This is a genomic window from Bradyrhizobium sp. USDA 10063, assembly GCF_054063735.1.
In genome coordinates, this window is the sequence record NZ_JBSSGP010000002.1 from 5,037,894 (window position 1) to 5,060,570 (window position 22,677).

Genomic DNA, 22,677 nt, shown 5'->3' on the forward strand with positions numbered 1-22,677 from the left:
CCCCATTCGCTACTCGCCACTCACCCTTTCGCCATCGCGCGATAGTCGAGGCGGCGATGGAACCAGTATTGATAGCCGGAGATGTTCTTCTGCATCGCCACGTTGACGAAGGGCTGGTACAGCGGAATGCGCGGGATGTCGGTGAAGGCGAGATCGACGAAGCTTTTGACGTCGCCGTCATAGGCGGCCTTGTCGCCGAAGGCGGCGGCCTTGCGCGCGCCGTCGATGAACTTGTCCATCTCCGGCGACTTGTAGCTCATCGTGTTGAAGATCGAATTATTGCCGTGATAGCACCAGTAGAAGAAGTATTCGGGGTAATCGAGCCAGCCCGAGAACACGTTGGTGAATAGCGGCATTTCCTTCTTGGTCAATTCGGTGCGCCAGTTGGCGCCGGGCACCTTGTTGATGGTGGTCTTGATGCCGATCTGCGCCAGGCTCTCCTGCACCAGCACGCAGAGCGGCTCGTTGACCCCGGCGAAATTGAGATCGAAGGAGATCGTGGTCTCGAAGCCGTTGGGATAGCCGGCCTCGGCAAGCAGCGCCTTGGCCTTCTCGATATCAGTGTAATATTTGTGCGGCTGCGGCCAGGCGACTTCGGTCGGCTTGTCCTTCGGCGCGCCGAACATCGGGTTGGCGAGGCCGAACAGCACCGCGTCCATGATCTTCTGATAGGGGATCGCGTAGGCAACCGCCTGCCGCACCTTGAGATTATCGAACGGCGGCTTGATCACGTTCATGCCGATATACTGGATGCCGTTGGAGAAGGGCAGCGACACCACGTCGAGCTTGCCGTTCGCCTTCATCTCCTGGAAGTCCTTGAACGGCAGCTCATAGGAGATGTCGGCATCGCCACGCTCCAAGAGCGCGCGGCGGTTGCCGGCCTGCGGCACCATGCGCCAGATCACGCGCTTGATCTTCGGCATGGGACCGCCGACCCACGCATCGTTGCGCTCCATGATCACTTCGGTGCCGGCGGTCCACTTCGTCACCTTGTAGGCGCCGGAGCCCGCGGTCTGCTGCTTGGTGTATTCGAGGCCCCACGGGTCTTTTTCGGACGCGTTCTTCTTGACCAGTTCCGAATTGACGACACACGGCACGATCACCGCGAGATCGGGAATCGTCAGCCGGTCCTTGGTCGCGAAATCGACCCGCACCGTGGAGTCGTCGACGATGACGAACTGCTCGGGCTTGGTCAGCGAGCCTGCGCTCATCTGGAAGGTCGGGAAGCCGCCGACACTGACGGCGCGATCGAGCGACCATTTGACGTCCTTCGCCGTCACCGGCGCGCCGTCGTGGAATTTGGCGTTCTTCTTCAGTTTGAAGGTGACGGACATGTCGCCGACGTTCATGTCGTCGGCGAGTTCGCCCTTGAACTTGTCGCGGTCGTAATAGGGCACCCCGCCCGGACCGCTCTTCATCTCATGGGTGATCAGGCGGTCGTAGCAATTCCAGGACACTTCATAGCCGGGCACATTGGTGCCGACGCCGTGGATGTCGAGATTGTTCGGGCCGCCTTCCGAGACGATCAGAAGCGTCTCCGAGCGCGCATCGGCCTTGGCGGGCGACCAGATCGCCGGAGCAGGCACCATCGCGCCTGCCGCCAAGCCGGACACGGATTTCAGAAAATCGCGACGTTTCATGGGTGATGCTCCAACGCCCCTGGGAAATGGCGTGGAACAGGTTCGCAAGGTTTGTGCCAAGCCTTAGTGGAACGGTAGCGTACGCCCAAGGCCTTGATCCGGCTTACGAATATCAAGAGCGGCACTTGAGCCGCGTCGATCGGTTGTTGCTGCTATTGCATACAAATCGGCATATTTGCGCATAATATATGCAGAAATTTCTGAGCGCCCGTTTGTTAGGCGAGCCGTTCAGATCGCCCAAATCAGTTCCTGCAGTTGCAGGAGATCGTCGGCCTTTGCTTGCCAGCCGTCGATGCAGATGTGCCGGTTGAGGTCGCTTGCGCGATGCAACAGCATCAGCGCCATCAGCCGCCGCTTCAGCGCGAAATCGATGTCGCTGCGTGAGTACCCGAATCCTTCGAGCAGGCTCAGCACACGGCGCGGCCGGCCTGCAGCCATGAACGCGCCGGGACCGAGCAGATCGTAGTCGCGCCATCCCGTCAGAACGTCGCCGAAATCGATCAGCCCGCAAAGGTGCCAGCGGCCGTCCCGCTGCGTCAGCATGAGGTTTTCCGGGATGTATTCGCCGGTCAAGATGACCGGCGGTTCGTGCATCGGGATCAGCTCGGCAGCGTCGCGCAGGAGATCATCGAGTCCGTCGAGGAATTTTCGCGCCAGCCCCAGCCGTTCGTGCCTGCTACGGCAACCTTCCATCTGGCTCTGCATGAAGACGTCCCAGCGCGGCTCGATTTCAAGCAGCGGGCCCGGCGGCGCGCGCTGAACATCGGCAATGGTCTCGCCGATCTCGGCGAGCACGCGCTCCTTGTCCGCTTCGGGTAGCGATGCCCACACGTCCGCACCCAAGACGCCTGAGAGGCGCGTGATAATGAGATAGGGCCACCCATCGCGCTCGCCTTCGGCGACGATCTCGGGAATCGGAATCTTGACCCGTCCACGGAGCTGCGCGAGCGATCCGCGCTCGGACACGAACTGCGCCCGCAGCATCGGCGGAAATATCTTCAGGATGAGCTCTTCACCGAGCCCGACGACGAGATTGGTGCCGGTCGCGAAAATCTGGGGCGACGCGGAAGCAATTCCGTGGCTGCGGACGATATTCATCGCGACGGGCAGCCAGCGCGACGGGTCGGCACGCCAGGCGCGAAAGGCCTCGTAGTCCGTCAGGGTGGGTAGTGATGCGATCATGACCTGCGCCCCATCGTCATTGCGCAATGACGGCGAGGCCGACGAGCGCCACTTCTATCTGTCCGGATTGGCGCGCTCGAACTGGCGCAGCAGCCGGTTACCGCGTTCGACAGCCAGATCGAGCGCGGCCTGCGCCGACCGCTTACCTGAGAACGCCTGCTCGAGTTCGTCATCGATCACGTCGCGGATCAGCACGAAGGAGCCGAGCCGGATACCTTTCGAGTTCTCAGTCGGCAGCTTCAGCGTCAACTGCTCGATCCCGATCGCCGCCCCGGGATTGCGGTCGTAGAAACCCTGCGCGCGGGTCAGTTCATAGGCCGCGCGGGTGATCGGCAAATAGCCGGTTGCCTGGTGCCAGGCGGCCTGGACCTCCGGCTTCGACAGATAGGCGAAGAACTTCGCAACGCCTGCATATTCCGGCCGCGGGCGATCGCGCAGCACCCATAGCGTGGCGCCGCCGATGATGCTGTTCTGCTGGGCGCCGCTGGCGTCTGGCCAATAGGGCAGCATGCCGTAACCGACCTCGAATTTCGAGTTGGCCTTGATATCGGCGCTGGTGCCGGACGAGCCGATGAAAATGCCGCATTCGCCCTTCTGGAAGCGCGGCTCGGCCGCCTGCCCGCGGCCGCTGTAGTCGAACACCTTGGTGGCTTGCCATTCCACGAGCTGGGCGATGTGCTTCACCATCAGCGGATTGTTGAAGATGAGCTCCGCATCTAACCCGCCGAAGCCGTTGGTCTTGGTCGCGATCGGCACATTGTGAAAGGCGGAAAAATTCTCGACATTGATCCAGGACGGCCACGACGTGGTGAAGCCGCAGGGCGCGCCCGCCGCGCGCAGCCGCTTTGCCGCCGCGCCGAGATCGGGCCAGGTCTTGGGCGCCACCTCCGGGTCGAGGCCAGCGGCGCGAAACAGATCCTTGTTGTAATAGAGGATCGGGGTCGAGGAGTTGAAGGGAAACGACAACAGGTTGCCGCCGGCATCGGCATAGTAGCTGGTCACGGTCGGCAGATAGGCCGACGGCAGAAACGGCTCGGATTGGTCGCGCATCAACTCGAACACCGGATAGATCGCGCCGCGAGCCGCCATCATGGTGGCGGTGGCGATCTCGTTGACCTGGACGATGGCGGGCTGGCTGCGTGAGCGGAAGGCGAAGATCGCCGCCGTCACCGTTTCGGTGTAGTTGCCCTTGTAGCTCGGCACGATCCGATAGTCGGACTGGGACGCGTTGAAATCGGCGGCGAGCTTCTCCACCTGCTTGCCGAGTTCTCCCGACATCGCATGCCACCACATGATCTCGGTCGCGGCATGCGCAGGAGATCCAACGAGAGTGGCTGCAACCGCCGCCGGGTATAGGAATCTCATAAATAACGTCACGGTGCGCCAATCCAGGCTTCGCGCTTAGAGTGAAATGACTTTGTCCCTGATAAGGCTGCGCCGTACTGGTTGCAATCCGGCAAAACGTCGGGGATGGCCGATTAACCGTAGATCGTCGGATAGCTATCTTTCCGGCTTCTGCTAAAAAGTATTGAACCTTTTCTTCCTGCCACAGACCATATCACAAGGGGATTTGTAGCCTGTGTACTGCCGCGCCGGCCTTTCGCGGACCATGACGCTTGTCGTCGCGCTGCTGCTGACCGCGGTGGCAACGAGTGCGGCTGCGCGCGAGTTTCGGGCTTCCGATACCCAGAGCGAGGACTATCCGACCGTCCAGGCGCTGCGTTACATGGGCAGCCTGGTGGAGGAGCGAAGCGGCGGCCGTCACCATGTGCGGGTGTTTCACTCGCGGCAGCTTGGCGAGGAAAAAGAAACGCTGGAGCAGACGCGTGCAGGCGCGATCGACATCAACCGCACCAATGTGGCGCTGATCGGGACCATGGTGCCCGCAGCCAATGTGCTGGCGATGCCCTTCCTGTTCCGCTCGGCCGAACATTTGCAGAGGGTACTGGATGGCCCCATCGGCAACGAGATCCTCAACTCATTCGAGACTTACGGATTCGTCGGCTTGGCCTTCTATGATTCCGGAGCGCGTTCGATCTACAACAGCGTTCGTCCGATCCATTCGCTCGACGACCTCAAGGGCCTGCGGATTCGAGTCCAGCAGTCGCGGCAGATGTCGGACATGATCCGCGCGCTCGGCGCCGAACCGGTCGAGCTGCCCTACGGCCAGGTGAAGACCGGCCTTGCCACCGGATTGATTGACGGCGCCGAGAACAACTGGCCGTCTTTCATCACCACCGATCACTACAAGTTCGCAGGTTTTTATACGCTTACCGAACATACGATGAGCCCGGAAGTGTTAGTGATGTCGCAAAAGGCGTGGGCGAGCCTGTCGGTCGAAGACCAGGCGCTTTTCCGCGAGGCCGCAAAGCGCTCCAGCCACTTCATGCGCGAGACATGGAAGGACCTCGAGGAGCGCACGCGTCAGCGGGCCGAAACCGCGGGCGTGAAGATCGTCGGCGATTTCGACCGCGGGCCGTTCGAGGCGGCGATGGCAGGGCTCTATGCCAAAGCGCAGCGCGACGGCGCGATCGCGTCATTGATCGAGCGCATCCGCAAGGTGGAGTGAAGCGAGTTTGGCAGCGCCCGCACAGAATGGAGCAGTGGGACGGCAGGCGAGCCTCGCCGCGCGCGGCCGTGTTCACATCGTCCAGATGCTGCGGGCGGTGCCGATCCGCTGGCGCATCCTGTCGATCGCGCTACTCAACTCGGCGGTCGTGGTGGTGCTCGCGGCATTGATCTGGAACGGCGCTACCGTGCTCCGCTCGGCCTGGGAAGATGTCCGGCAGGTTCGGGAGTCCGACAAGATCCTGGCCAAGCTCGAGACCGAGACCAGCCGGCTGCAGAACCTGATCCACCGCTACATCAACCAGCCGAGCCCCGAGCTGTTCGCCGAGATTCCTGCTGCTCCGCGAGGCGGTGCTCGGCACGCTGACCACGCGCGCCGCCACCGATCCGATGCTATCGGGGTCGGTGGAGCAGCTCGAGCGCGTCACCAGCCGTTTCCTGGACGGCTTCGGCGAATTGCGCGCCGTGCAGGCAAAGATCACCAAGACCTATGAGGAGCAGGTGCTCGGACCGGCCAAGGACATGGCCGGGCTTTACTCCATCATCGAAGGCGCCACCGGCCATCGCGACGCGCTGATCTGGCCCTCGCTCGGCAAATCCCGCGAGGCCTTCACCGCGATGCTGGTGGCGGCGAACGCCTATTATCTGTCGCTCTCGACCGCATCGGCCGAAGAAGCCCGCCGCAACACCGAGACGATCGAGAAGACGATTCCCGTGATGATCGATCTCGCCGACAACGATCTGCAGCGCCTGGCGCTGGCGCGGCTGAACAAGCGGACCGAAGCGTTGCGCGAGGGATTGGGAAAATTGACCGAGCAGCTCGCCAGCCGCACCGAGCTGCTCCGCAACACCATCGACGCGAGCCAGGCCGATGCCATCGGCGTCATCGACGATCTCTCGATCAACATGCGCCAGCGCGAGCAGAAGGCGCAGGAGACCTTCGACCGGACGCTGTCCGACATTTCGCGCCGTGTGCTCTCGATCGCGATAATCTTCCTCGGCATCATCGTTTCCGCGGGCGTCCTGATCGCGCTCTCGATCCGCCTGCCGCTGCAGCAGATCATGGCCTCGATGCACGCCATCACGTCGGGCAATTACGACCGCCGCGTGCAGGGCACCGATGCCAAGGACGAGGTCGGCGCCATGGCGCGCGCAGTGGAAGTGTTCCGCGAGAATGCGATCGCCAAGCGCCAGGCCGAGGACGAATTGCGCGCCGCCAAGGAACGGGCCGAGAGCGCACTGCTCGAACTCAATACGGCGCAGCAGAACCTGATCGATGCCGAGCGGCTGGCGGCGCTCGGCGGCCTGGTTGCCGGCGTCGCCCACGAGGTGAACAATCCGATCGGCATCAGTCTCACGGTGGCCTCGAGCTTTGCGCGCCGCACCGAGATATTCGAGCACGAGCTGAAATCAGAACAGTTGCGCCGCTCCAAGCTCGACGAATTCGTCAAGAGCTCGCGCGACGCCGCGCAGCAGCTCGTCGCCAACCTGCAGCGCGCGGGCGAACTGATCCAGTCATTCAAGCAGGTGGCAGTCGACCGCTCGCATGCCGAGCGCCGCCAGTTTGCCTTGAGCGAAGCGACCGACCAGATCGTCGCCAGCCTTCGCCCCGTGTTGAAGAAGGCAGCGATCGCGCTCACCGTCGACGTGCCGGAAGGCCTGATGATCGACGGCTATCCCGGCTCCTACGGACAAATTTTAACCAATCTTTTCCTTAACGCCGTCAATCATGCGTTCGCCGACGGGCGATCGGGGACGATCACGATTTCAGCACGGGCCCGCGGCAGCGACGACGTCGAGATCATCTTCGCCGACAACGGCGCCGGCATGACGCCGGACGTGCAGCGCCAGGCGTTCGATCCATTCTTCACCACCCGGCGCAACGAGGGCGGCACCGGGCTGGGCTTGCATATCGTCTATAATCTTGTCACCCAACAGCTCGGCGGTCGCATGGTGCTGGAGTCAAGACCGGGACAAGGCACTACTTTTCGCATTATCATGCCGAGAATCGCCAAGGGCCAGCCGATGGGGCAGCCTGCGGACCAGCCTACGATCGCGGACCAAGCCACCGACGGAACTGCTCAATGGCCGAACAGGACGATGTCCTCCACCTGATCGACGACACCGGGGCCACGCCGGAGGATTCGTCCGCGCGCAAATGGAAGGTGGCAGTCATCGACGACGATGCTGCAGTGCATGAAGGCACTCGCTTTGCGCTGTCGGACTACAGCCTGAACGGCGCCACGCTGGAGATCCTCTCGGCCTATTCTGCGGCGGAAGGTCGCAAGCTGATGCGGGAGCATCCGGACATTGCAGCCGTCCTGCTCGACGTCATCATGGAGACCGACGTCGCCGGGCTCGACCTCGTCGAATATATCCGCAACGAGATCAAGAACGAGACCGTCCGCATCATCCTGCGTACCGGACAGCCGGGCCAGGCGCCGGAACGGCGAGTCATCGTCCAGTACGACATCAATGACTACAAGGCCAAGACCGAGCTCACCGCCGACAAGCTGTTCACCTCATTGACGGCGGCGCTGCGCAGCTACCAGCAGCTCGAGCGCATGGTGCAGACAAGGCGCGGACTCGAGATCATCATCGATGCCGCCTCCACGCTCTACGACTTCAAATCGATGCAGCGGCTCGCCGAGGGCGTACTGACCCAGCTCGCCTCGCTGCTCAATGTCGAGTGCGCCGGCATCCTGGTGCTGCGCGACGATGGCGCCGGCAGCGAATTGTCGGTGCTGGCGGGCTCCGGCTGCTACAGCCGTTTCATCGGCACCACCAGTTCGAAGTCGCTCGACCCTGATTTGCGCGAGATGGTGGAAGCCGCCTTCCAGCGTCGCAAGAACGAATTCGCCGACCACCGCAGCGTGCTCTATTTGCGTACCGGAAGCGGCCGCGAGGTCGTCGTGCTCCTGCAGGCAGAGCGCCAGCTTTCCGATACCGACCGTGCGCTGGTCGAGATTTTCTCCAGTCGCCTCTCGATCGCGTTCGACAATGTGATCCTCTACCAGCAGCTTCACGAAGCCAACACCCAGCTCGAGGACCGCGTTGCCCAGCGCACCCGCGCGCTGATGCAGGCCAACCGCCGGCTTTCGGCACAATGGCTGAGGCTGCAGCGCGCCAACGGCTTCAAGAACGAAATCCTGGGCACGGTTGCCCATGACCTCAAGAATCCGCTCGGCGTGATCCTCGGCCGCACCGAGATGCTGACCGAATTGATCGGCGCCGGCTCGCCACGGGAAGCGATCGCAACCCAGGTCGAACACATCAGGGACGCCACCAAGCGCCTGACGTCGATGGTCGATCATCTGATCTCGGATGCGATGGCTGACGCTTTCGACATCACCATCCGCCGTGAACCGGTCGATGTCGCGGCCCTTATCAACGAGGTCGCCGAAGCGAATCTGCCGCTGGCGGTCAACAAGCAGCAGAACATCTCGGTTTCCGCGCCACCGAATTTCGTGACCATGTGCGATGCCGACCGCATTCGCGAGGCAATCGACAATCTGGTCAGCAATGCCATCAAATACTCACCAATCGGGGGCAAGATCACGGTGGTCGTCACCCATGAGGGTGACAACACGGTGATCCGGATCGCCGACGAGGGCGCCGGCCTTTCGCCGGAGGATCTGGGACGCCTGTTCGGCAGGTTCCAGCGGCTATCGGCCAAGCCGACCGCCGGCGAGAGTTCAACCGGACTGGGACTTTCGATCGTCAAACGCATTATCGACATGCATGGCGGCCATGTAACGGCACAGAGCCCCGGCCCCGGACAGGGGTCGATGTTTACGGTTACATTGCCGGCCACAGCAGAGACATCATGACCCAGAGCCCGCACATCATCATTGTTGATGACGAGGCACCGGCCCGCGAAATGGTCGGTGATTACCTCAAGATGCACGGCTTTGGCGTGACGCTGTGCGACGGCGGAAAAAGCCTGCGCAGCGTGATCGAGACCAATCACCCCGACCTCGTGGTGCTCGACCTCAACATGCCCGAGGAAGACGGGCTGTCGATCATCCGCGATCTCAAGAGCCGGATGAACGTGCCGGTCATCATGCTGACGGCGACCGCAAGCCCGATCGACCGCGTGGTCGGGCTTGAGCTGGGGGCCGACGATTACGTGGCAAAACCCTGCGAACTGCGCGAATTGATGGCGCGGATCCGCTCGGTCCTGCGGCGCAGCACGCCAGCCAGAACGGCAGCGCCCGAAGCTGCGGCCGCCAAGACCGAGAAAGAACAATTGGTTCGCTTCGGCACCAAATGGCTTGATCTGCAGGCGCAGGCGCTGCGCGACGACGAGGGCAACGAGCATCCGCTAACCGCCCTCCGAATTCGGGCTCTTGAAGGTGTTTGCGGCCAACCCGAAACGGGTGCTTTCGCGCGAGCGGCTGCTCGAACTGGCCAATGCGCGCGATGCCGAGGCATTCGACCGCGCCGTCGACCTCCGGATCATGCGCATCCGCCGCAAGATCGAGATCGATCCGACCAAGCCCGCCGTCATCCGCACCATCCGCGGCGGCGGCTATCTGTTCTCACCGAGCGGCGAAAAAGCCTGATCTTCGTCCACAGCCCAATGATGGACGCGCGAGAACGCACCAGGGGCCGGTTCCGTTCCGCCCTGTCCGTAACTTCCCCTCAATTTTCCACGTATTGAAATTACTGGCATTTTTGCCCCGAATGTTTCGTCGGCCGCGCCCTGACGAAACAATTCTCCTACCGATGAAACCATTTTCCGCTTTTCGCGCAGACATCCCGAAACCGTGGCTAATTAACAATTCTCCCAACGAAAGCCGCCAAGGCGAACTGGGAGCCTGTCATGTCGAACGTCGTCGCCATCAACGCCGCAGCCAACGCGCATATCGACGCTGCACGCCAGACATCCGACGAAATGCTGCTCAGCAAGATCGCCACAGGCGACCGCACCGCCATGCACGTGCTCTATTCCCGCCACAACGTCCGGGTCTATCGTTTCGTCCTTCGCATGGTCCGCGACACCACGGTGGCGGAAGATCTCGTGAGCCAGGTGTTCCTGGACGTCTGGCGCACGGCCGAACAGTTCGAAGGCCGCTCGCAGGTTTCCACCTGGCTGCTGTCGATCGCCCGCTTCAAGGCGCTGACCGCGCTGCGCCAGCGCAAGCATGAGGACATCGACCAGGAAGAAGTGCTCGACATCGCCGACCAATCGGATACGCCGGAAGCCGCGCTCGATCGCGCCACCACCAGCGAGATCCTGCGCGCCTGCGTCGCGAAGCTGTCGCCGGCCCACCGCGAGATCATCAACCTCGTCTACTATCACGAGAAGTCGGTGGAAGAGGCGGGCGAGATCATCGGCATTCCCCAGAGCACGGTGAAGACCCGCATGTTCTATGCCCGCAAGCAATTGGCCGAGTTGCTGAGGTGTGCCGGCGTGGAGAGCCTCGCGGCGTGAAACAGTCATCCGGAAGATCGCGCACGGAGTGAGAAATTATAGGGATTGTCTTCGAAGCCAGAAAGCGGCGACGAAACAATTGAAACAATCGACGACATCACCCGGAAAAATTCGGTCCCTATACCATTAACCATCGAACGCAACGCTAACGCCGAACAGGAGAAAGACATGCTGAAGCCGTCCTTCCGCTTCTTCATCATCCCGCTCGGCGCAGTCGCTACGCTTGCGACACTCTCGAGCCAGAACGTCTCACCGCGCGCCCAGCGCGATGCCGGTGTGATGCCGGTGCGCGAGCAGGTGATCGATTGCAGCACCAAGAGCGCCGCAGACGTCTGCGAGATCAGGTAGCGAATTCGTAAGTCTTCAAGTTTCCAACCTCCCAAACGACCTCCAACGACCCGGCCGGGATGCCCCCCAGCCGGGTCGCTCTGCTTTTGCGGCCGTGTGGAAGTCTCACACAGACGTGACCTCGCCCGCATGAGGCGGACGTAACGGCCGATCTCGCCATCGCGAAGAACATCACACCGCCGGGCATTGGGCTTGGCCGGTTGGCGATGGGCGGTTCTGATGCTGAATCTTGTTCTCGCGCTGCTCGCGGGTGTTGTCACCGTCGCGGCGCCTTGCACCCTGCCGATGCTGCCGATCCTGCTTGGGGCATCGATAGGCCAGACCAGCAAGGCGCGGCCGGCGATGATCGCGCTTGGCTTTGTGATGTCATTCTCGATGGTGGCGTTGCTGCTGAGCGCGATCACGCGCGCCTTCGATTTCGATCCCAACGTGTTACGGACCGGCGCCGCGATCCTCTTGCTCGGCTTCGGGCTGTTGATGATCTGGCCGGCACCGTTCGAATGGCTGACGATCCGAATCGGCGGTCTCACCGCCGGCGGTTCGCCGGGCAACGCAACACCATCGCTGGGGCTGATCGGCGGCTTCGTGCTCGGCACAACACTGGGGCTGGTGTGGACGCCCTGCGCCGGACCCGTGCTGGGCTCGATCCTGACCATTGTGGCGACCTCGAAAGATGCCGGCTGGGCCAGTCTGCAGCTCGTCGTCTACGCCATCGGGGCGGCGCTTCCGATGCTCGCTATCGCCTACGGCGGTCAGGCCGTCACGACCCGTATCCGCAGCATCGCGCGGATCGCGCCGCGACTGCAGCAGGGCTTTGGCGTCGTCATCATCGCCTTCGCAGCGCTCTCCTACTTCCAATACGACACGCTCATCGTGGCGTGGCTGACCAGCTTCTACCCTAACGGCCAGATCGGCCTTTGACCTCAAGAGGAAACGGAAATGATCATGCGCTCACTTGTATCCGTCCTGATCGGCACTGTTTGCCTGACCGGCATCGCCGCTCCTCATATCGCCCACGCACAGGAGCCTGTATTGAAGGTCGCGGCAGCACAACAGAGCGCGCCGAATTTTGCCGGCATCAGCAGATGGTTCAATTCGCAGCCGCTCAACATTGCCGACCTGCGCGGCAAGGTCGTACTGGTCAATTTCTGGACCTATGGCTGCGTGAACTGCGTCAACACGCTGCCCCATGTCGTCGCGCTCGATGCCAAGTACAGGGGTCGAGGCCTCGTCGTGGTTGGCGTCCATACGCCGGAATTTCCGTTCGAACGCTCGGCATCCAACGTCCAGGCTGCGCTGAAACGGCATGGCATCACCTACCCGGTGGCGCAGGACAATGAGTCGCAGACCTGGAACGCCTACCGCAACCAGTATTGGCCGGCCCAGTACATCATCGATCAGAACGGAAATATCGTATTCCATCACGACGGCGAGGGACAATACGAGCAGATTGACCGCACCATCGCACGGCTGCTCAACGTCAACAGTTGAGCGCTTTTGCAAGGACGATACTACTGTCGTCAAACCCGGCGCCTCAAGGTCCGCGCCGGGTCGGTCGGTCTGCCTTGGTCATATTGACATGTTTTCACCGCGATCGGACGCGTGATAACCTCACGTCGGAACTCACGATGGATCGCACGTCATGTTCGAAGGCTGGGATGCGGTTGCGCTCGCCCGGGCGCAGTTTGCTTTCACGATGTCGTTTCACATCATATTTCCGGCTTTCTCGATCGGGCTCGCCAGCTACCTGGCGGTGCTCGAAGCGCTCTGGCTGTGGACCGGGCGCGAGGTCTTCATCAATCTGTTTCACTACTGGCTGAAGATCTTCGCGGTCGCGTTCGGGATGGGCGTGGTGTCGGGCATCGTGATGTCCTACCAGTTCGGCACCAACTGGTCGGCGTTCTCCGACAAGACCGGACCCGTCATCGGACCACTGATGGCCTATGAGGTCCTGACCGCGTTTTTCCTCGAGGCAGGCTTCCTCGGCGTGATGCTGTTCGGGCTGAACCGCGTCGGTCCCAGGCTGCACTTTCTCGCAACCTTGATGGTCGCGGTCGGCACGCTGATCTCGGCATTCTGGATCCTCTCGTCCAATTCCTGGATGCAGACGCCGACCGGTTACGCCATCAATGCGAGCGGCCAGTTCGTGGCCGCCGACTGGCTCGAGGTGATCTTCAACCCGTCCTTTCCCTATCGCCTCGTGCACATGGTGCTTGCAGCGTATCTGACGACCGCGCTCGTGGTCGGTGCGGTCGGCGCGTATCACCTTCTGCGTGACCAGCATCTTGCCGGTCCGCGCGTGATGTTCTCGATGGCGATGTGGATGGCGACGTTTGTCGCGCCAATCCAGATTCTGGCCGGTGACCAGCACGGGCTGAACACGCTGGAGCATCAGCCCGTGAAGATCATGGCGATGGAAGGCCACTACCAGAGCCACAAGGACGGCGCGCCGCTGATCCTGTTCGGATGGCCGAACCAGACCGCCGGCCGGGTCGACTACGCCGTCGAGATTCCCAAGCTCGGATCGGTGATCCTGAAGCACTCACCCACCGCGCCGATGGCCGGGCTCGACACCGTGCCGCGCGAAAACTGGCCGCCGGTACCGATCACCTTCTGGTCGTTCCGCATCATGGTCGGGCTCGGCTTCCTGATGATGGGGCTCGGCCTGCTCAGCGCCTGGATGCGCTGGCGCGGCCAGCTCTATTCCTCGCGCTTCCTGCACATCTTCGCAATGCTGATGGGGCCGGCGGGCTTCATCGCGGTGCTGGCGGGCTGGATCACCACCGAGACCGGACGGCAGCCATTCACGGTCTATGGCCTGCTGCGGACGGCCGATTCGGTTTCCCCGCTCGCCGCGCCTGCGGTCGGCTCATCGCTGCTCGCTTTCGTCATCGTCTACTTCGCGGTGTTCACGGCGGGCGTGATCTATCTGCTGCGGCTGATGGCGGCGCCGCCGCATCCGGGCGAACTCGGGCCGCCGCGTGACGTTCCCGCCCGTGCTGCCGGCATCACGCCGGCCGCCGCCGCAGCAGCGGAGGGCGCACGATGAGCGTCGCGGTCGACCTTGCCGTCGTCTGGGCCTTCATCATCGCCTTCGCGGTGTTCGTCTACATCGTCATGGACGGCTTCGATCTCGGTCTTGGCATCCTGTTTCCGCTCTTTCCGAGGAAGGCAGATCGCGACATCATCATGAACAGTGTGGCGCCGGTCTGGGACGGCAACGAGACCTGGCTGGTGCTCGGCGGCGGCGGGCTGATGGCGGCATTCCCGCTTGCCTACGCCGTGCTGATGCCGGCGCTCTACACTCCAATGATCGCGATGCTGGTCGGCTTGATCTTCCGTGGGGTCGCCTTCGAATTCCGCTGGCGCACGCAGCGCGAACGCAACCGCTGGGACATCGCCTTTTTCGGCGGATCGCTGGTGGCGGCGCTGGCGCAGGGCGTTGCGCTCGGCGCCATCCTGCAGGGCGTGCATGTCGAGGCCCGGCAATATGCCGGCGGCTGGTGGGACTGGCTGACGCCCTTCAGCGTGTTGACCGGAATATCGCTGGTCGTGGGTTACGCGCTTTTGGGCGCGACCTGGCTGGTGATGAAGACCGAGGGCGCGCTGCGCGACAAGGCCTATCAATTGAGTTGGGTACTCCTGTTCGCGATGCTCGGCGCGATCGGCGCCGTCAGCATCGCAACCCCGTTCCTCAGCGTGCAATATACCCAGCGCTGGTTCACCTGGCCGAACATCATCCTGACTGCGCCGGTGCCGATCGCGGTGGCGGCCACCACCGTTTTGCTGTTGCGAGGTCTTGCGAACAAGTATGACTACCAGCCGTTCTTCCTGACGCTGGTGCTGTTCTTCCTGTCCTACGCCGGCCTCGGCATCAGCATGTATCCCTATATCGTGCCGCAGAGCATCACGATCTGGGAGGCGGCCTCGCCCCCCAACAGCCAGATCTTCATGCTGGTCGGCGTCGCGATCCTGATCCCGCTGATCCTCGCCTATACGGGTTGGGCATATTGGGTGTTTCGCGGCAAGGTGCGGCCCGGAGGCGGGTATCACTGATGCCGCGCGAGGAGAATCCACGCCCGTTCGGAAAGCGCCTGATGTGGTTCGCCGCGCTTTGGCTCGGCGGCGTCGGTGCCGTGGCGCTGATTTCGTTCGGCCTGCGGCTCTGGATCGCACCGCAATAAGACAACTCCGCTACAGGGCCATGACGGAAATCGCAGGTATTCCAGCGAGCTACCTGCTTCGCCCCAAACTTGCCATCAAGCTGCCACTGAGATTTGATGCTTCCTGATTTGGGTGGACCATCAATGCATTTGGCCGCGCGCCAACGAGGAGAGCTTTGTATGACGAAACTTCGTCACCTGATCTGGATGGTCATTGCCGCCGGCGGCCTGATGCTTTCGGCCTCGCAGAGCCAGGCCCAGACGTCCGATGTCGGCGACCAGCCAGGCCTGGTCCCGGACGATAACGTCGAGCTCGATCCGGAATGGCGCAAGCAGGTGGTTTATTACCGCACCAACGAGGCGCCGGGGACCATCATCATTTCGACCAAGGAACGCCATCTCTACCTGATCCAGGGCAACGGCCGCGCCATCCGTTACGGCATCGGCGTCGGCCGCGAAGGCTTCCAATGGCAGGGTCTCCTCAACATTACCCGCAAGGCGGAATGGCCGGACTGGACCCCGCCGCCGGAAATGATCGCACGTCAGCCCTACCTGCCGCGCTTCATGGCCGGCGGCCCCGGCAACCCGCTCGGCGCCCGCGCGATGTATCTCGGCACCACCGTCTACCGCATCCACGGCACCAACCAGCCCAACACCATCGGCACCGCGATCTCCTCCGGCTGCTTCCGGCTGGTCAACGCCGACGTCGCCGACCTCTATGATCGCGTCCCCGTCGGCACCAAGGTGATCGTCCGGCAGAAGCCCGAACTGTAACCGCCCGCCCTCTCCCTTCCTGACACCATTGCCCCCATCATCCGGTGAGACATAAATGATGCGCACATTTCGAGGCGGCCTGCTGATCGGGCTCGCGGTCGCGGCCCTGGTTGCAGCCGCCGCCGTCACCTATGAGCGATACGACACCAAGACGTTGAAGCGCACCATCCGCCGCGGCGAGGTGCTGTGTGGTGTCAACAAGGGCCTGCCGGGCTTCTCGATCCCTGACGAGAAGGGCAACTGGACCGGCTTCGACGTCGACTTCTGCCGCGCGGTGGCCGCCGCGATCTTCGACGATCCGTCCAAGGCAAAGTTCGTCCCGCTCGATGCCAGCGAGCGCTTCAAGGAGTTGCAGAGCCGGAAGGTGGACATCCTCTCGCGCAACTCGACCTGGAGCATGTCGCGCGAGACCAACTACGACCTCTATTTCCCGGCCGTCGCCTATTATGACGGCGAAGGCTTCATGCTGCCGCGCTCACGCAACATCGATTCCGCACTCGATTTGAACGGCAGCAAGGTCTGCGTGCAGGGGGAGACCACGACGGCGCTCAACCTCGCCGACTATTTCCGTATCAACAATATGAAATATACGGAGATGAAGTTCGGAAAGCTGGAGGATGTCGTCAAAGCCTATGACAGCGGGCAGTGCGATACCCTCACTGCAGATGCCTCCCAGCTCTATGCGCTGCGGCTCAACCTCTCCAAGCCCAATGACCACATCATCCTGCCCGACATCATCTCGAAGGAGCCGCTCGCACCGGTGGTGCGGCTGCGCGACGACGACTGGATGATGATCGTGAAATGGACGCTTTATGCGATGATCAACGCCGAGGAACTCGGCATCACGTCGAAGAACATCGACGAGGCGATGAAATCGAAGAAGCCCGAGGTGATGCGGCTGGTCGGCACCGAAGGCTCCTACGGCGAGGACCTCGGCCTGACCAAGGACTGGGCTGCGCGCATCATCCGCCACGTCGGCAATTACGGCGAGATCTACGACCGCAACGTCGGCAGCGAGTCGCAACTGAAGATCCCGCGCGGCCTCAACCAGCTCTGGAGCGCCGGCGGCATCCAGTACGCCCCGCCGATCCGGTAGAGGTCTCCCGGTTCATAGCCTCCGCTCTATCTCCTCATCCTGAGGAGCGCGGAACGGGCGTCTCGAAGGATGAGGCCACAGAACGGGCCTCATGGTTCGAGACGCCGCTTGCGCGGCTCCTCACCATGAGGGATAGAGATCAATACCCCTTCGTCCTTGCCAGTTGATCGGCGTGGAAATTGCTGTCGCCGAACAGCTCCTGGCACACCCGCGCGCGCTTCATGAAGAAGCCGATGTCGAACTGGTCGGTCATGCCCATGCCGCCGTGCATCTGCACGCCCTCTTGCACAGCGAGCGTCGCCGTGGTGCCGGCGCGCGCTTTGGCGACGGCAACGGCGCTGCCCGCATTGGCCAAATCGGCATCGAGGGCCTGCAATGCTTTCAGCACTGCGGCGCGCGTGATCTCGATATCGATATAGAGCTGGGCGGCGCGATGCTGCAGCGCCTGGAATTCGCCGATCGCCTTGCCGAACTGCTTCCGCTCCTTCAGGTACGCAACCGTGCGGCCGAATACCTCCTCGCTCAGGCCCACCATTTCCGACGCGACGGCGCCGCGGCCGACATTGAGCACGCCTTCGAGCAGCGGATAGCCCTGATCGACCTCTCCTAACACGCTGTCGGCGTCGACCTCGACATTGTCGAACACGATGCGCGAGGCGTTGTGGGAGTCGACCATGATGGTGCGCTCGGTCGCAATCCCCTTGGCCTTCGGATCGACCAGGAACAGGGTCACCCCGTTCTTCTCCCCGGCGCTGCCGGCCGTGCGCGCTGCGACGATCAGGAGGTCAGCGGTATGGCCATCGACGACAAGCGCCTTGTCGCCATTCAGCTTGAAGCCGTTGCCGCTGCGCACCGCCTGCATGCTGGTCTGCAGCGGACGATGCTTGGCGCCTTCGTCGACCGCGAGCGCGGCGAGCAGCGAGCCGTCGGCGATCTTGGGCAGATGCCGCGACTTCTGCGCCTCGCTGCCGCCACGCGATAACGCCGAGGCTGCGAGCACGGACGTGGCAAGGAACGGCGACGGCATCAGCGTGCGCCCGATCTCCTCCATCACGATCCCGGCCTCGACCGCGCCGAGCCCACTGCCGCCGAATTGTTCCGGCACCAGGAGGCCCGAGAAGCCCATCTCGGCAAAGGTCTTCCAGAGTTCGCGCGAGAAGCCGGTTTCGTCCTTGCTGTCGCGCAACTGGCGCAGATGCGAGACCGGCGCCCGGTCGCCGATGAGGCCGCGCGCGCTGTCGCGCAGCATGGATTGTTCTTCGGTCAGGATGAGGGCCATGATGCATCAAGCTCCCGGCAGGTCGAGGATGCGCTTGGCGACAATGCCGAGCATCACCTCCGACGTGCCGCCTTCGATCGAATTGGCCTTGGTGCGCAGCCAGGCGCGCGGCCGGGCGCCGCCCCTGGAGCGCTCGCTTTCCCATTCCAGCGCGTCGATGCCGCCAGCCGACATAAGGATCTCGTAGCGGCGCTTGTTGAGCTCGGTGCCGTAATATTTCATCGCCGAGGAGAATGCCGGATGCGCCTGCCCAGCCTTCGCCAGATCAACCGCGCGCTCGGCGGCCGCGGCGAGCGCCGCTTCATCGACTTCGAAGCTCGCGATCTGGCTGCGCAGCACCGCATCATCGAGGCGCCCCTGATCGTCGGCACCGATGGAATCTGCGGCGATCTGGCCGAGCGGACGGCCAACGCCGCGCTCGCCCATGCCGGAGATCATCGCGCGCTCGTGCTGCAGCAGATATTTTGCGACGTCCCAGCCTTGGTTGATGGTGCCCACGACATGCGATTTCGGCACCCGCACATTGTCGAAGAAGGTCTCGCAGAACGGCGAATAGCCTGAGATCAACAGGATCGGCTTGGTCGACACGCCTTTCGAGGTCATGTCGAACAGGATGAAGCTGATGCCGTCATGCTTCTTCGCGGTCGGGTCGGTGCGCACCAGGCAGAAGATCCAGTCCGCATAGTTGGCGTAGGAGGTCCAGATCTTCTGGCCATTGATGATGAAATCATCGCCGTCGCTCTCGGCCCGCGTCTGCAGCGAAGCGAGATCGGAGCCGGCGTTCGGCTCGGAATAGCCCTGACACCAGCGGATCAGGCCGGCCGTGATCTTCGGCAGATGCTCCCGCTTCTGCTCCTCCGTGCCATATTTCAACAGCGCGGGCCCAAGCATGGAGATGCCGAACGAGGTCAGTGGCTGCCGCGCGCCGATCGCCGCCATCTCCTGGCGCAGGATTTTCGCTTCCTCGCCATCGAGCCCGCCGCCGCCATATTCCTTCGGCCAGTGCGGCACCGTCCAGCCCTTGTCGCGCATCCGCTCGAACCAGATCCGCTGCGGCTCGGAGGAGAACTTGGCGTTGCGGCCGCCCCAGAACGTATCGGCGTCCGAGGTCATGGGCTTGCGCATCTCCGGCGGGCAGTTCTGCTCCAGCCAGGCGCGGGTTTCACTGCGGAATCTTTCAAGATCGGCCATCGGGCGCTTCCATCTGACGAATTGCTGAAACGACCTTAGCCGCCGGACCGTGGAATTCAATATCTCGATGCGCCCCGCGCCGGTGGCCGCGACGCGCGATCGGGTGTATGCGCTTCCTGGCGTAACGATTGAAAAACAAGAGGAAACGGACATGCGGCTGAAGCTGCTTTCGCCTGGCGAAATGAACGAGGCGCAAAAACAGACCTATGACGAGGCGATCGCCGGCAAGCGCGGCTCCGCGCCGGCGCCGATGATGGCCTGGCTCAACAGCCCGGAAATGGCCAGGCATGCCACGCGGCTGGGCGAGATGCTGCGCTTCAACACGGTGTTCCCGCCAAAACTTTCGGAGATCGCGATCCTCGTCACCGCGCGCCACTTCACCGCGCATTACGAATGGTGGGCGCACAAGCGCCTCGCGCTGAAGGGCGGCCTCGACCCGAAAATCATCGACGCCATCCGCGACCGCCGCACGCCCGAATTCGACGACCCCAAGGCCGGGATGATCTATGATGTGGCGAAATCGCTGCACGAAGGCCATGGGCTGTCGCGGGCGCTGTATGATGAAGCTGTCGAGGGGCTCAGCGAGCGCGGCGTGGTCGAAATCATCGGGCTCTGCGGCTACTACACGATGGTGTCGCTGACGCTGAACACCTTTGAATTCGGCCTGCCGGACGGCGAGGTGTCGGAGCTGGCGTAAGCCAGGGACGCGGCCGGAAACACACCGTTTCAGGATAGGCCTGTACCGCTGCGCTCCGATCGTCGCTACATACGAGATTTCAAACGGAGCAGCAGCATGGCGCAAAATCCTCCCATCATCGCCGGCACGCGGATCGGGCACGTGCACCTGAAGGTCGCCGATCTCGATCGCGCGCTCGGCTTCTATTGCGGCGTGCTCGGCTTCGAGCTGCAGCAGCGCCTGGGTTCCGGCGCTGCGTTCATCTCGGCGGGCGGCTACCACCACCACATCGGGCTGAACACCTGGGAGAGCAAAAGCGGCCATCCGCCGCCGCCAGGCACCACCGGCCTGTACCACACCGCGATCCTCTACCCGACCCGCCCCGCTCTCGCCGACGCGCTGCACCGCGTGCTCTCGGCCGGTATCGCGCTCGACGGCGCCAGCGACCACGGCGTCAGCGAGGCGCTCTATCTGCGCGATCCCGACGAGAACGGCGTCGAGCTCTATTGGGACCGGGCGAAGGAGCAATGGCCGCGCACGCCGGATGGCGCGCTCGCGATGTTCACCAAGCGGCTCGATCTCGAGGACTTGCTGAGACAGCGGCAAACGTAGTCCCTCATGGTGAGGAGGCGCGCAAGCGCCGTCTCGAACCATGAGGCCCCGATCTCCCCGTGGCCCATCCTTCGAGGCGCGGCTTGACGGCCGCTCCTCAGAGGGTGAGAATGATTCGCCTTGTCCGGAGAATTTTACATGTGATGGGCTGGAAGGCACAGACCGTAAAGCTTTTCGGTTGAGCCGGCGCCGAATGACCGCGATCTGACCTCCGGGCCGGTGCTGCGGCTGCTGCGGCGCTTTGTGGGCACCTGCTGGCGTGGACGCCTCTGTTCATGCCGCGACCTGCGCCTTGGCGTGCAAGGCGAGGAAGCGCATCATGTTGTGAGCGACGGCGAACCACAGCAGATGGAGGCGGGCCTTGATCTTGCCGCGCAGGGTTAGCTGGCGCAGTCCCATGCGGCGGGCATGGGCATTGATGCATTCGTGCTCGGCGCGCAGTCGGTAGAATGCCTTACCGTCCTTGCTCTGCATGCGTTCACGCCAATCCGCGACGCCAACACCGTCACCCTGCTTCGGCGCATAAGGGTCGGTGCCGTGCCTGGTTTGCCCCGCCGGGCACCACAGTTTGATATCTTTGGCGTGGGCCCACTCGATGTCGTCGTTCTTGGTGAAGCCGCCGTCGACCAGATAGTTGGAGGGGTCGTAGCCTTCAGCGTGCACCGTCTCGATCCCCGGTTGCGCCAGGCCGCGATCCGAGCCGCTGGTATCGATGTCGACCGCAACGATCACCTGGTGTTCCGGCGCCGAGATGATCTGCATGTTATAAGCCGGACGCCACCCACCATCGGCCATCTTCATCACCCGCGCGTCGGTATCGGTGGTCGAAGCGCGCGGCTCCTTCTGCTTGGCCACCTGGTTCTTGTTGGTCTTCTCGCGCCGCTCCCGCTCGACCTCCAGTTCCTTCATGCGCTGCTGCGCCGCCGCGATCCGCGCCTCGCGCTCGCGGGCGCCACGCGCCTTCGCCGCCCGCTGGCGACGATCGCCAGCCGCCGGATCCGTCTCGGCTTCAGCGCGCAGGCGCGCCACCCGCGTCTGCGCCGCGGTGAGCAGATCATCAAGCCGCGCGCGCCGGCGGAAGGAACTCGCCCCGGCACCCGCGCGCACCCGCAAGCCATCCTGCGCCAACGTGTCGAGCGACACCAGGCCAGCTTCCACCATGGATGCGACCCCCTGCGCCAGCAGCCGCTCCAGAACTGCCATATGCGCGATCCGGAAGTTCGACAGGCTGTGATAGTTCATCGACACCCCGCCGCATAACCAGCGATAGACCAGATGATCGCGGCACAGCCGATCCAGTTGGCGGGCGCTGCCCACCCCATCGACCGTGGCCCACAGCCAAAGCGCCAACATCAGTTCCGGTGCTGCTGGCGGATGTCCGGGCTGGCCCTCGCGCGCCTTGATCACCTCGTGCAACGCCGACAGATCCAGCCCCTCGACGAACGCCCAGACCGAGCGGACCGGATGATCCTCCGAGATCAGATCGTCCAATGCCGCCACCTGCATGCCGATCTGACTGCGTTCCGGCACCCGCAGCCGCAGCGCACCACGCCCTTCGGCCTGCGGTCTTTCCTGCTCAGGTAACCCCTCGAACAATTGCTCGTCAGCCATCGTCAGCCCCTGCCTCGCGCGCAATGCAAGCGAATCACAGCACCGCGGCTGTGGCAAATGCTCATTGCCTAAAGATTCTCACGCTCTCAGGATGAGGGTG

19 protein-coding genes and 2 pseudogenes are annotated in these 22,677 nt (G+C 63.0%); 15 read left to right on the forward strand and 6 right to left on the reverse strand.

The window, feature by feature from the left end; translation table 11 throughout:
- Positions 1 to 20: 20 nt before the first annotated feature.
- The 3 genes from ACVJGD_RS25825 to ugpB form a co-directional block, all read right to left on the reverse strand.
- Positions 21 to 1,640: an ABC transporter substrate-binding protein gene (locus ACVJGD_RS25825; RefSeq protein ID WP_456636944.1), complete on the reverse strand. Its 1,620-nt coding sequence runs from the start codon at positions 1,638 to 1,640 to the stop codon at positions 21 to 23.
- 228 nt (positions 1,641 to 1,868) lie between these two features.
- Positions 1,869 to 2,822 carry an aminoglycoside phosphotransferase family protein gene (locus ACVJGD_RS25830; RefSeq protein ID WP_456636945.1) on the reverse strand — a complete coding sequence of 318 codons (954 nt, stop codon included), beginning with the start codon at positions 2,820 to 2,822 and terminating at the stop codon, positions 1,869 to 1,871.
- A 54-nt stretch (positions 2,823 to 2,876) separates the two neighbouring features.
- On the reverse strand, positions 2,877 to 4,187 hold the full coding sequence (ugpB, locus tag ACVJGD_RS25835) for a sn-glycerol-3-phosphate ABC transporter substrate-binding protein UgpB (RefSeq protein WP_456636946.1): 1,311 nt from the start codon (positions 4,185 to 4,187) through the stop codon (positions 2,877 to 2,879).
- A gap of 244 nt (positions 4,188 to 4,431) precedes the next feature.
- On the opposite strand from ugpB, the gene ACVJGD_RS25840 reads away from it, so the two are divergent.
- The 13 genes and pseudogenes from ACVJGD_RS25840 to ACVJGD_RS25900 all read left to right on the forward strand — a co-directional run bounded on the left by ACVJGD_RS25840 (position 4,432) and on the right by ACVJGD_RS25900 (position 17,208).
- Positions 4,432 to 5,391, forward strand: a complete 960-nt coding sequence (locus ACVJGD_RS25840; protein ID WP_456636947.1) for a TRAP transporter substrate-binding protein — start codon at positions 4,432 to 4,434, stop codon at positions 5,389 to 5,391.
- 85 nt (positions 5,392 to 5,476) lie between these two features.
- Positions 5,477 to 7,505 (forward strand): annotated as a pseudogene (locus ACVJGD_RS25845) (sensor histidine kinase).
- Complete coding sequence (locus tag ACVJGD_RS25850; RefSeq protein ID WP_456636948.1) at positions 7,475 to 9,220, forward strand: ATP-binding response regulator; 1,746 nt, start codon at positions 7,475 to 7,477, stop codon at positions 9,218 to 9,220. Before ACVJGD_RS25845 ends, ACVJGD_RS25850 begins: the two are co-directional and overlap by 31 nt.
- Positions 9,217 to 9,955 (forward strand): annotated as a pseudogene (locus ACVJGD_RS25855) (response regulator). Before ACVJGD_RS25850 ends, ACVJGD_RS25855 begins: the two are co-directional and overlap by 4 nt.
- A gap of 260 nt (positions 9,956 to 10,215) precedes the next feature.
- Positions 10,216 to 10,827, forward strand: a complete 612-nt coding sequence (locus ACVJGD_RS25860) for a sigma-70 family RNA polymerase sigma factor (protein WP_456636949.1) — start codon at positions 10,216 to 10,218, stop codon at positions 10,825 to 10,827.
- A 168-nt stretch (positions 10,828 to 10,995) separates the two neighbouring features.
- Positions 10,996 to 11,175 (forward strand): hypothetical protein, encoded by a 180-nt coding sequence (locus tag ACVJGD_RS25865; RefSeq protein WP_456636950.1) that lies wholly within the window; start codon positions 10,996 to 10,998, stop codon positions 11,173 to 11,175.
- A 219-nt stretch (positions 11,176 to 11,394) separates the two neighbouring features.
- Positions 11,395 to 12,096, forward strand: a complete 702-nt coding sequence (locus ACVJGD_RS25870) for a cytochrome c biogenesis CcdA family protein (protein WP_456636951.1) — start codon at positions 11,395 to 11,397, stop codon at positions 12,094 to 12,096.
- A gap of 24 nt (positions 12,097 to 12,120) precedes the next feature.
- Positions 12,121 to 12,666 carry a thioredoxin family protein gene (locus ACVJGD_RS25875; protein WP_456636952.1) on the forward strand — a complete coding sequence of 182 codons (546 nt, stop codon included), beginning with the start codon at positions 12,121 to 12,123 and terminating at the stop codon, positions 12,664 to 12,666.
- Between the two features lie 151 nt (positions 12,667 to 12,817).
- Complete coding sequence (locus ACVJGD_RS25880; protein ID WP_456636953.1) at positions 12,818 to 14,224, forward strand: cytochrome ubiquinol oxidase subunit I; 1,407 nt, start codon at positions 12,818 to 12,820, stop codon at positions 14,222 to 14,224.
- A complete protein-coding gene (gene cydB, locus ACVJGD_RS25885; protein ID WP_456636954.1) occupies positions 14,221 to 15,231 on the forward strand; it encodes a cytochrome d ubiquinol oxidase subunit II in 1,011 nt (336 codons plus the stop codon). Before ACVJGD_RS25880 ends, cydB begins: the two co-directional genes overlap by 4 nt.
- Positions 15,231 to 15,359, forward strand: a complete 129-nt coding sequence (locus tag ACVJGD_RS25890; protein WP_456636955.1) for a DUF2474 domain-containing protein — start codon at positions 15,231 to 15,233, stop codon at positions 15,357 to 15,359. Before cydB ends, ACVJGD_RS25890 begins: the two co-directional genes overlap by 1 nt.
- Before the next feature lie 159 nt (positions 15,360 to 15,518).
- Positions 15,519 to 16,112 carry a L,D-transpeptidase gene (locus tag ACVJGD_RS25895; RefSeq protein WP_456636956.1) on the forward strand — a complete coding sequence of 198 codons (594 nt, stop codon included), beginning with the start codon at positions 15,519 to 15,521 and terminating at the stop codon, positions 16,110 to 16,112.
- Between the two features lie 58 nt (positions 16,113 to 16,170).
- Positions 16,171 to 17,208 carry an amino acid ABC transporter substrate-binding protein gene (locus ACVJGD_RS25900; protein ID WP_456640372.1) on the forward strand — a complete coding sequence of 346 codons (1,038 nt, stop codon included), beginning with the start codon at positions 16,171 to 16,173 and terminating at the stop codon, positions 17,206 to 17,208.
- A 139-nt stretch (positions 17,209 to 17,347) separates the two neighbouring features.
- Here ACVJGD_RS25900 and ACVJGD_RS25905 read toward each other — a convergent pair whose 3' ends face one another.
- Positions 17,348 to 18,487, reverse strand: a complete 1,140-nt coding sequence (locus tag ACVJGD_RS25905; RefSeq protein WP_456636957.1) for an acyl-CoA dehydrogenase family protein — start codon at positions 18,485 to 18,487, stop codon at positions 17,348 to 17,350.
- Positions 18,488 to 18,493: 6 nt separating this feature from the next.
- Positions 18,494 to 19,678 carry an acyl-CoA dehydrogenase family protein gene (locus tag ACVJGD_RS25910; RefSeq protein ID WP_456636958.1) on the reverse strand — a complete coding sequence of 395 codons (1,185 nt, stop codon included), beginning with the start codon at positions 19,676 to 19,678 and terminating at the stop codon, positions 18,494 to 18,496.
- 151 nt (positions 19,679 to 19,829) lie between these two features.
- On the opposite strand from ACVJGD_RS25910, the gene ACVJGD_RS25915 reads away from it, so the two are divergent.
- Positions 19,830 to 20,375 carry a carboxymuconolactone decarboxylase family protein gene (locus tag ACVJGD_RS25915; protein WP_456636959.1) on the forward strand — a complete coding sequence of 182 codons (546 nt, stop codon included), beginning with the start codon at positions 19,830 to 19,832 and terminating at the stop codon, positions 20,373 to 20,375.
- 96 nt (positions 20,376 to 20,471) lie between these two features.
- Positions 20,472 to 20,966 carry a VOC family protein gene (locus tag ACVJGD_RS25920; protein WP_456636960.1) on the forward strand — a complete coding sequence of 165 codons (495 nt, stop codon included), beginning with the start codon at positions 20,472 to 20,474 and terminating at the stop codon, positions 20,964 to 20,966.
- A gap of 273 nt (positions 20,967 to 21,239) precedes the next feature.
- Here ACVJGD_RS25920 and ACVJGD_RS25925 read toward each other — a convergent pair whose 3' ends face one another.
- Entirely contained in the window at positions 21,240 to 22,577 is a 1,338-nt protein-coding gene (locus ACVJGD_RS25925; protein ID WP_456633186.1) for an IS1182 family transposase, read from the reverse strand.
- Positions 22,578 to 22,677: the final 100 nt, after the last annotated feature.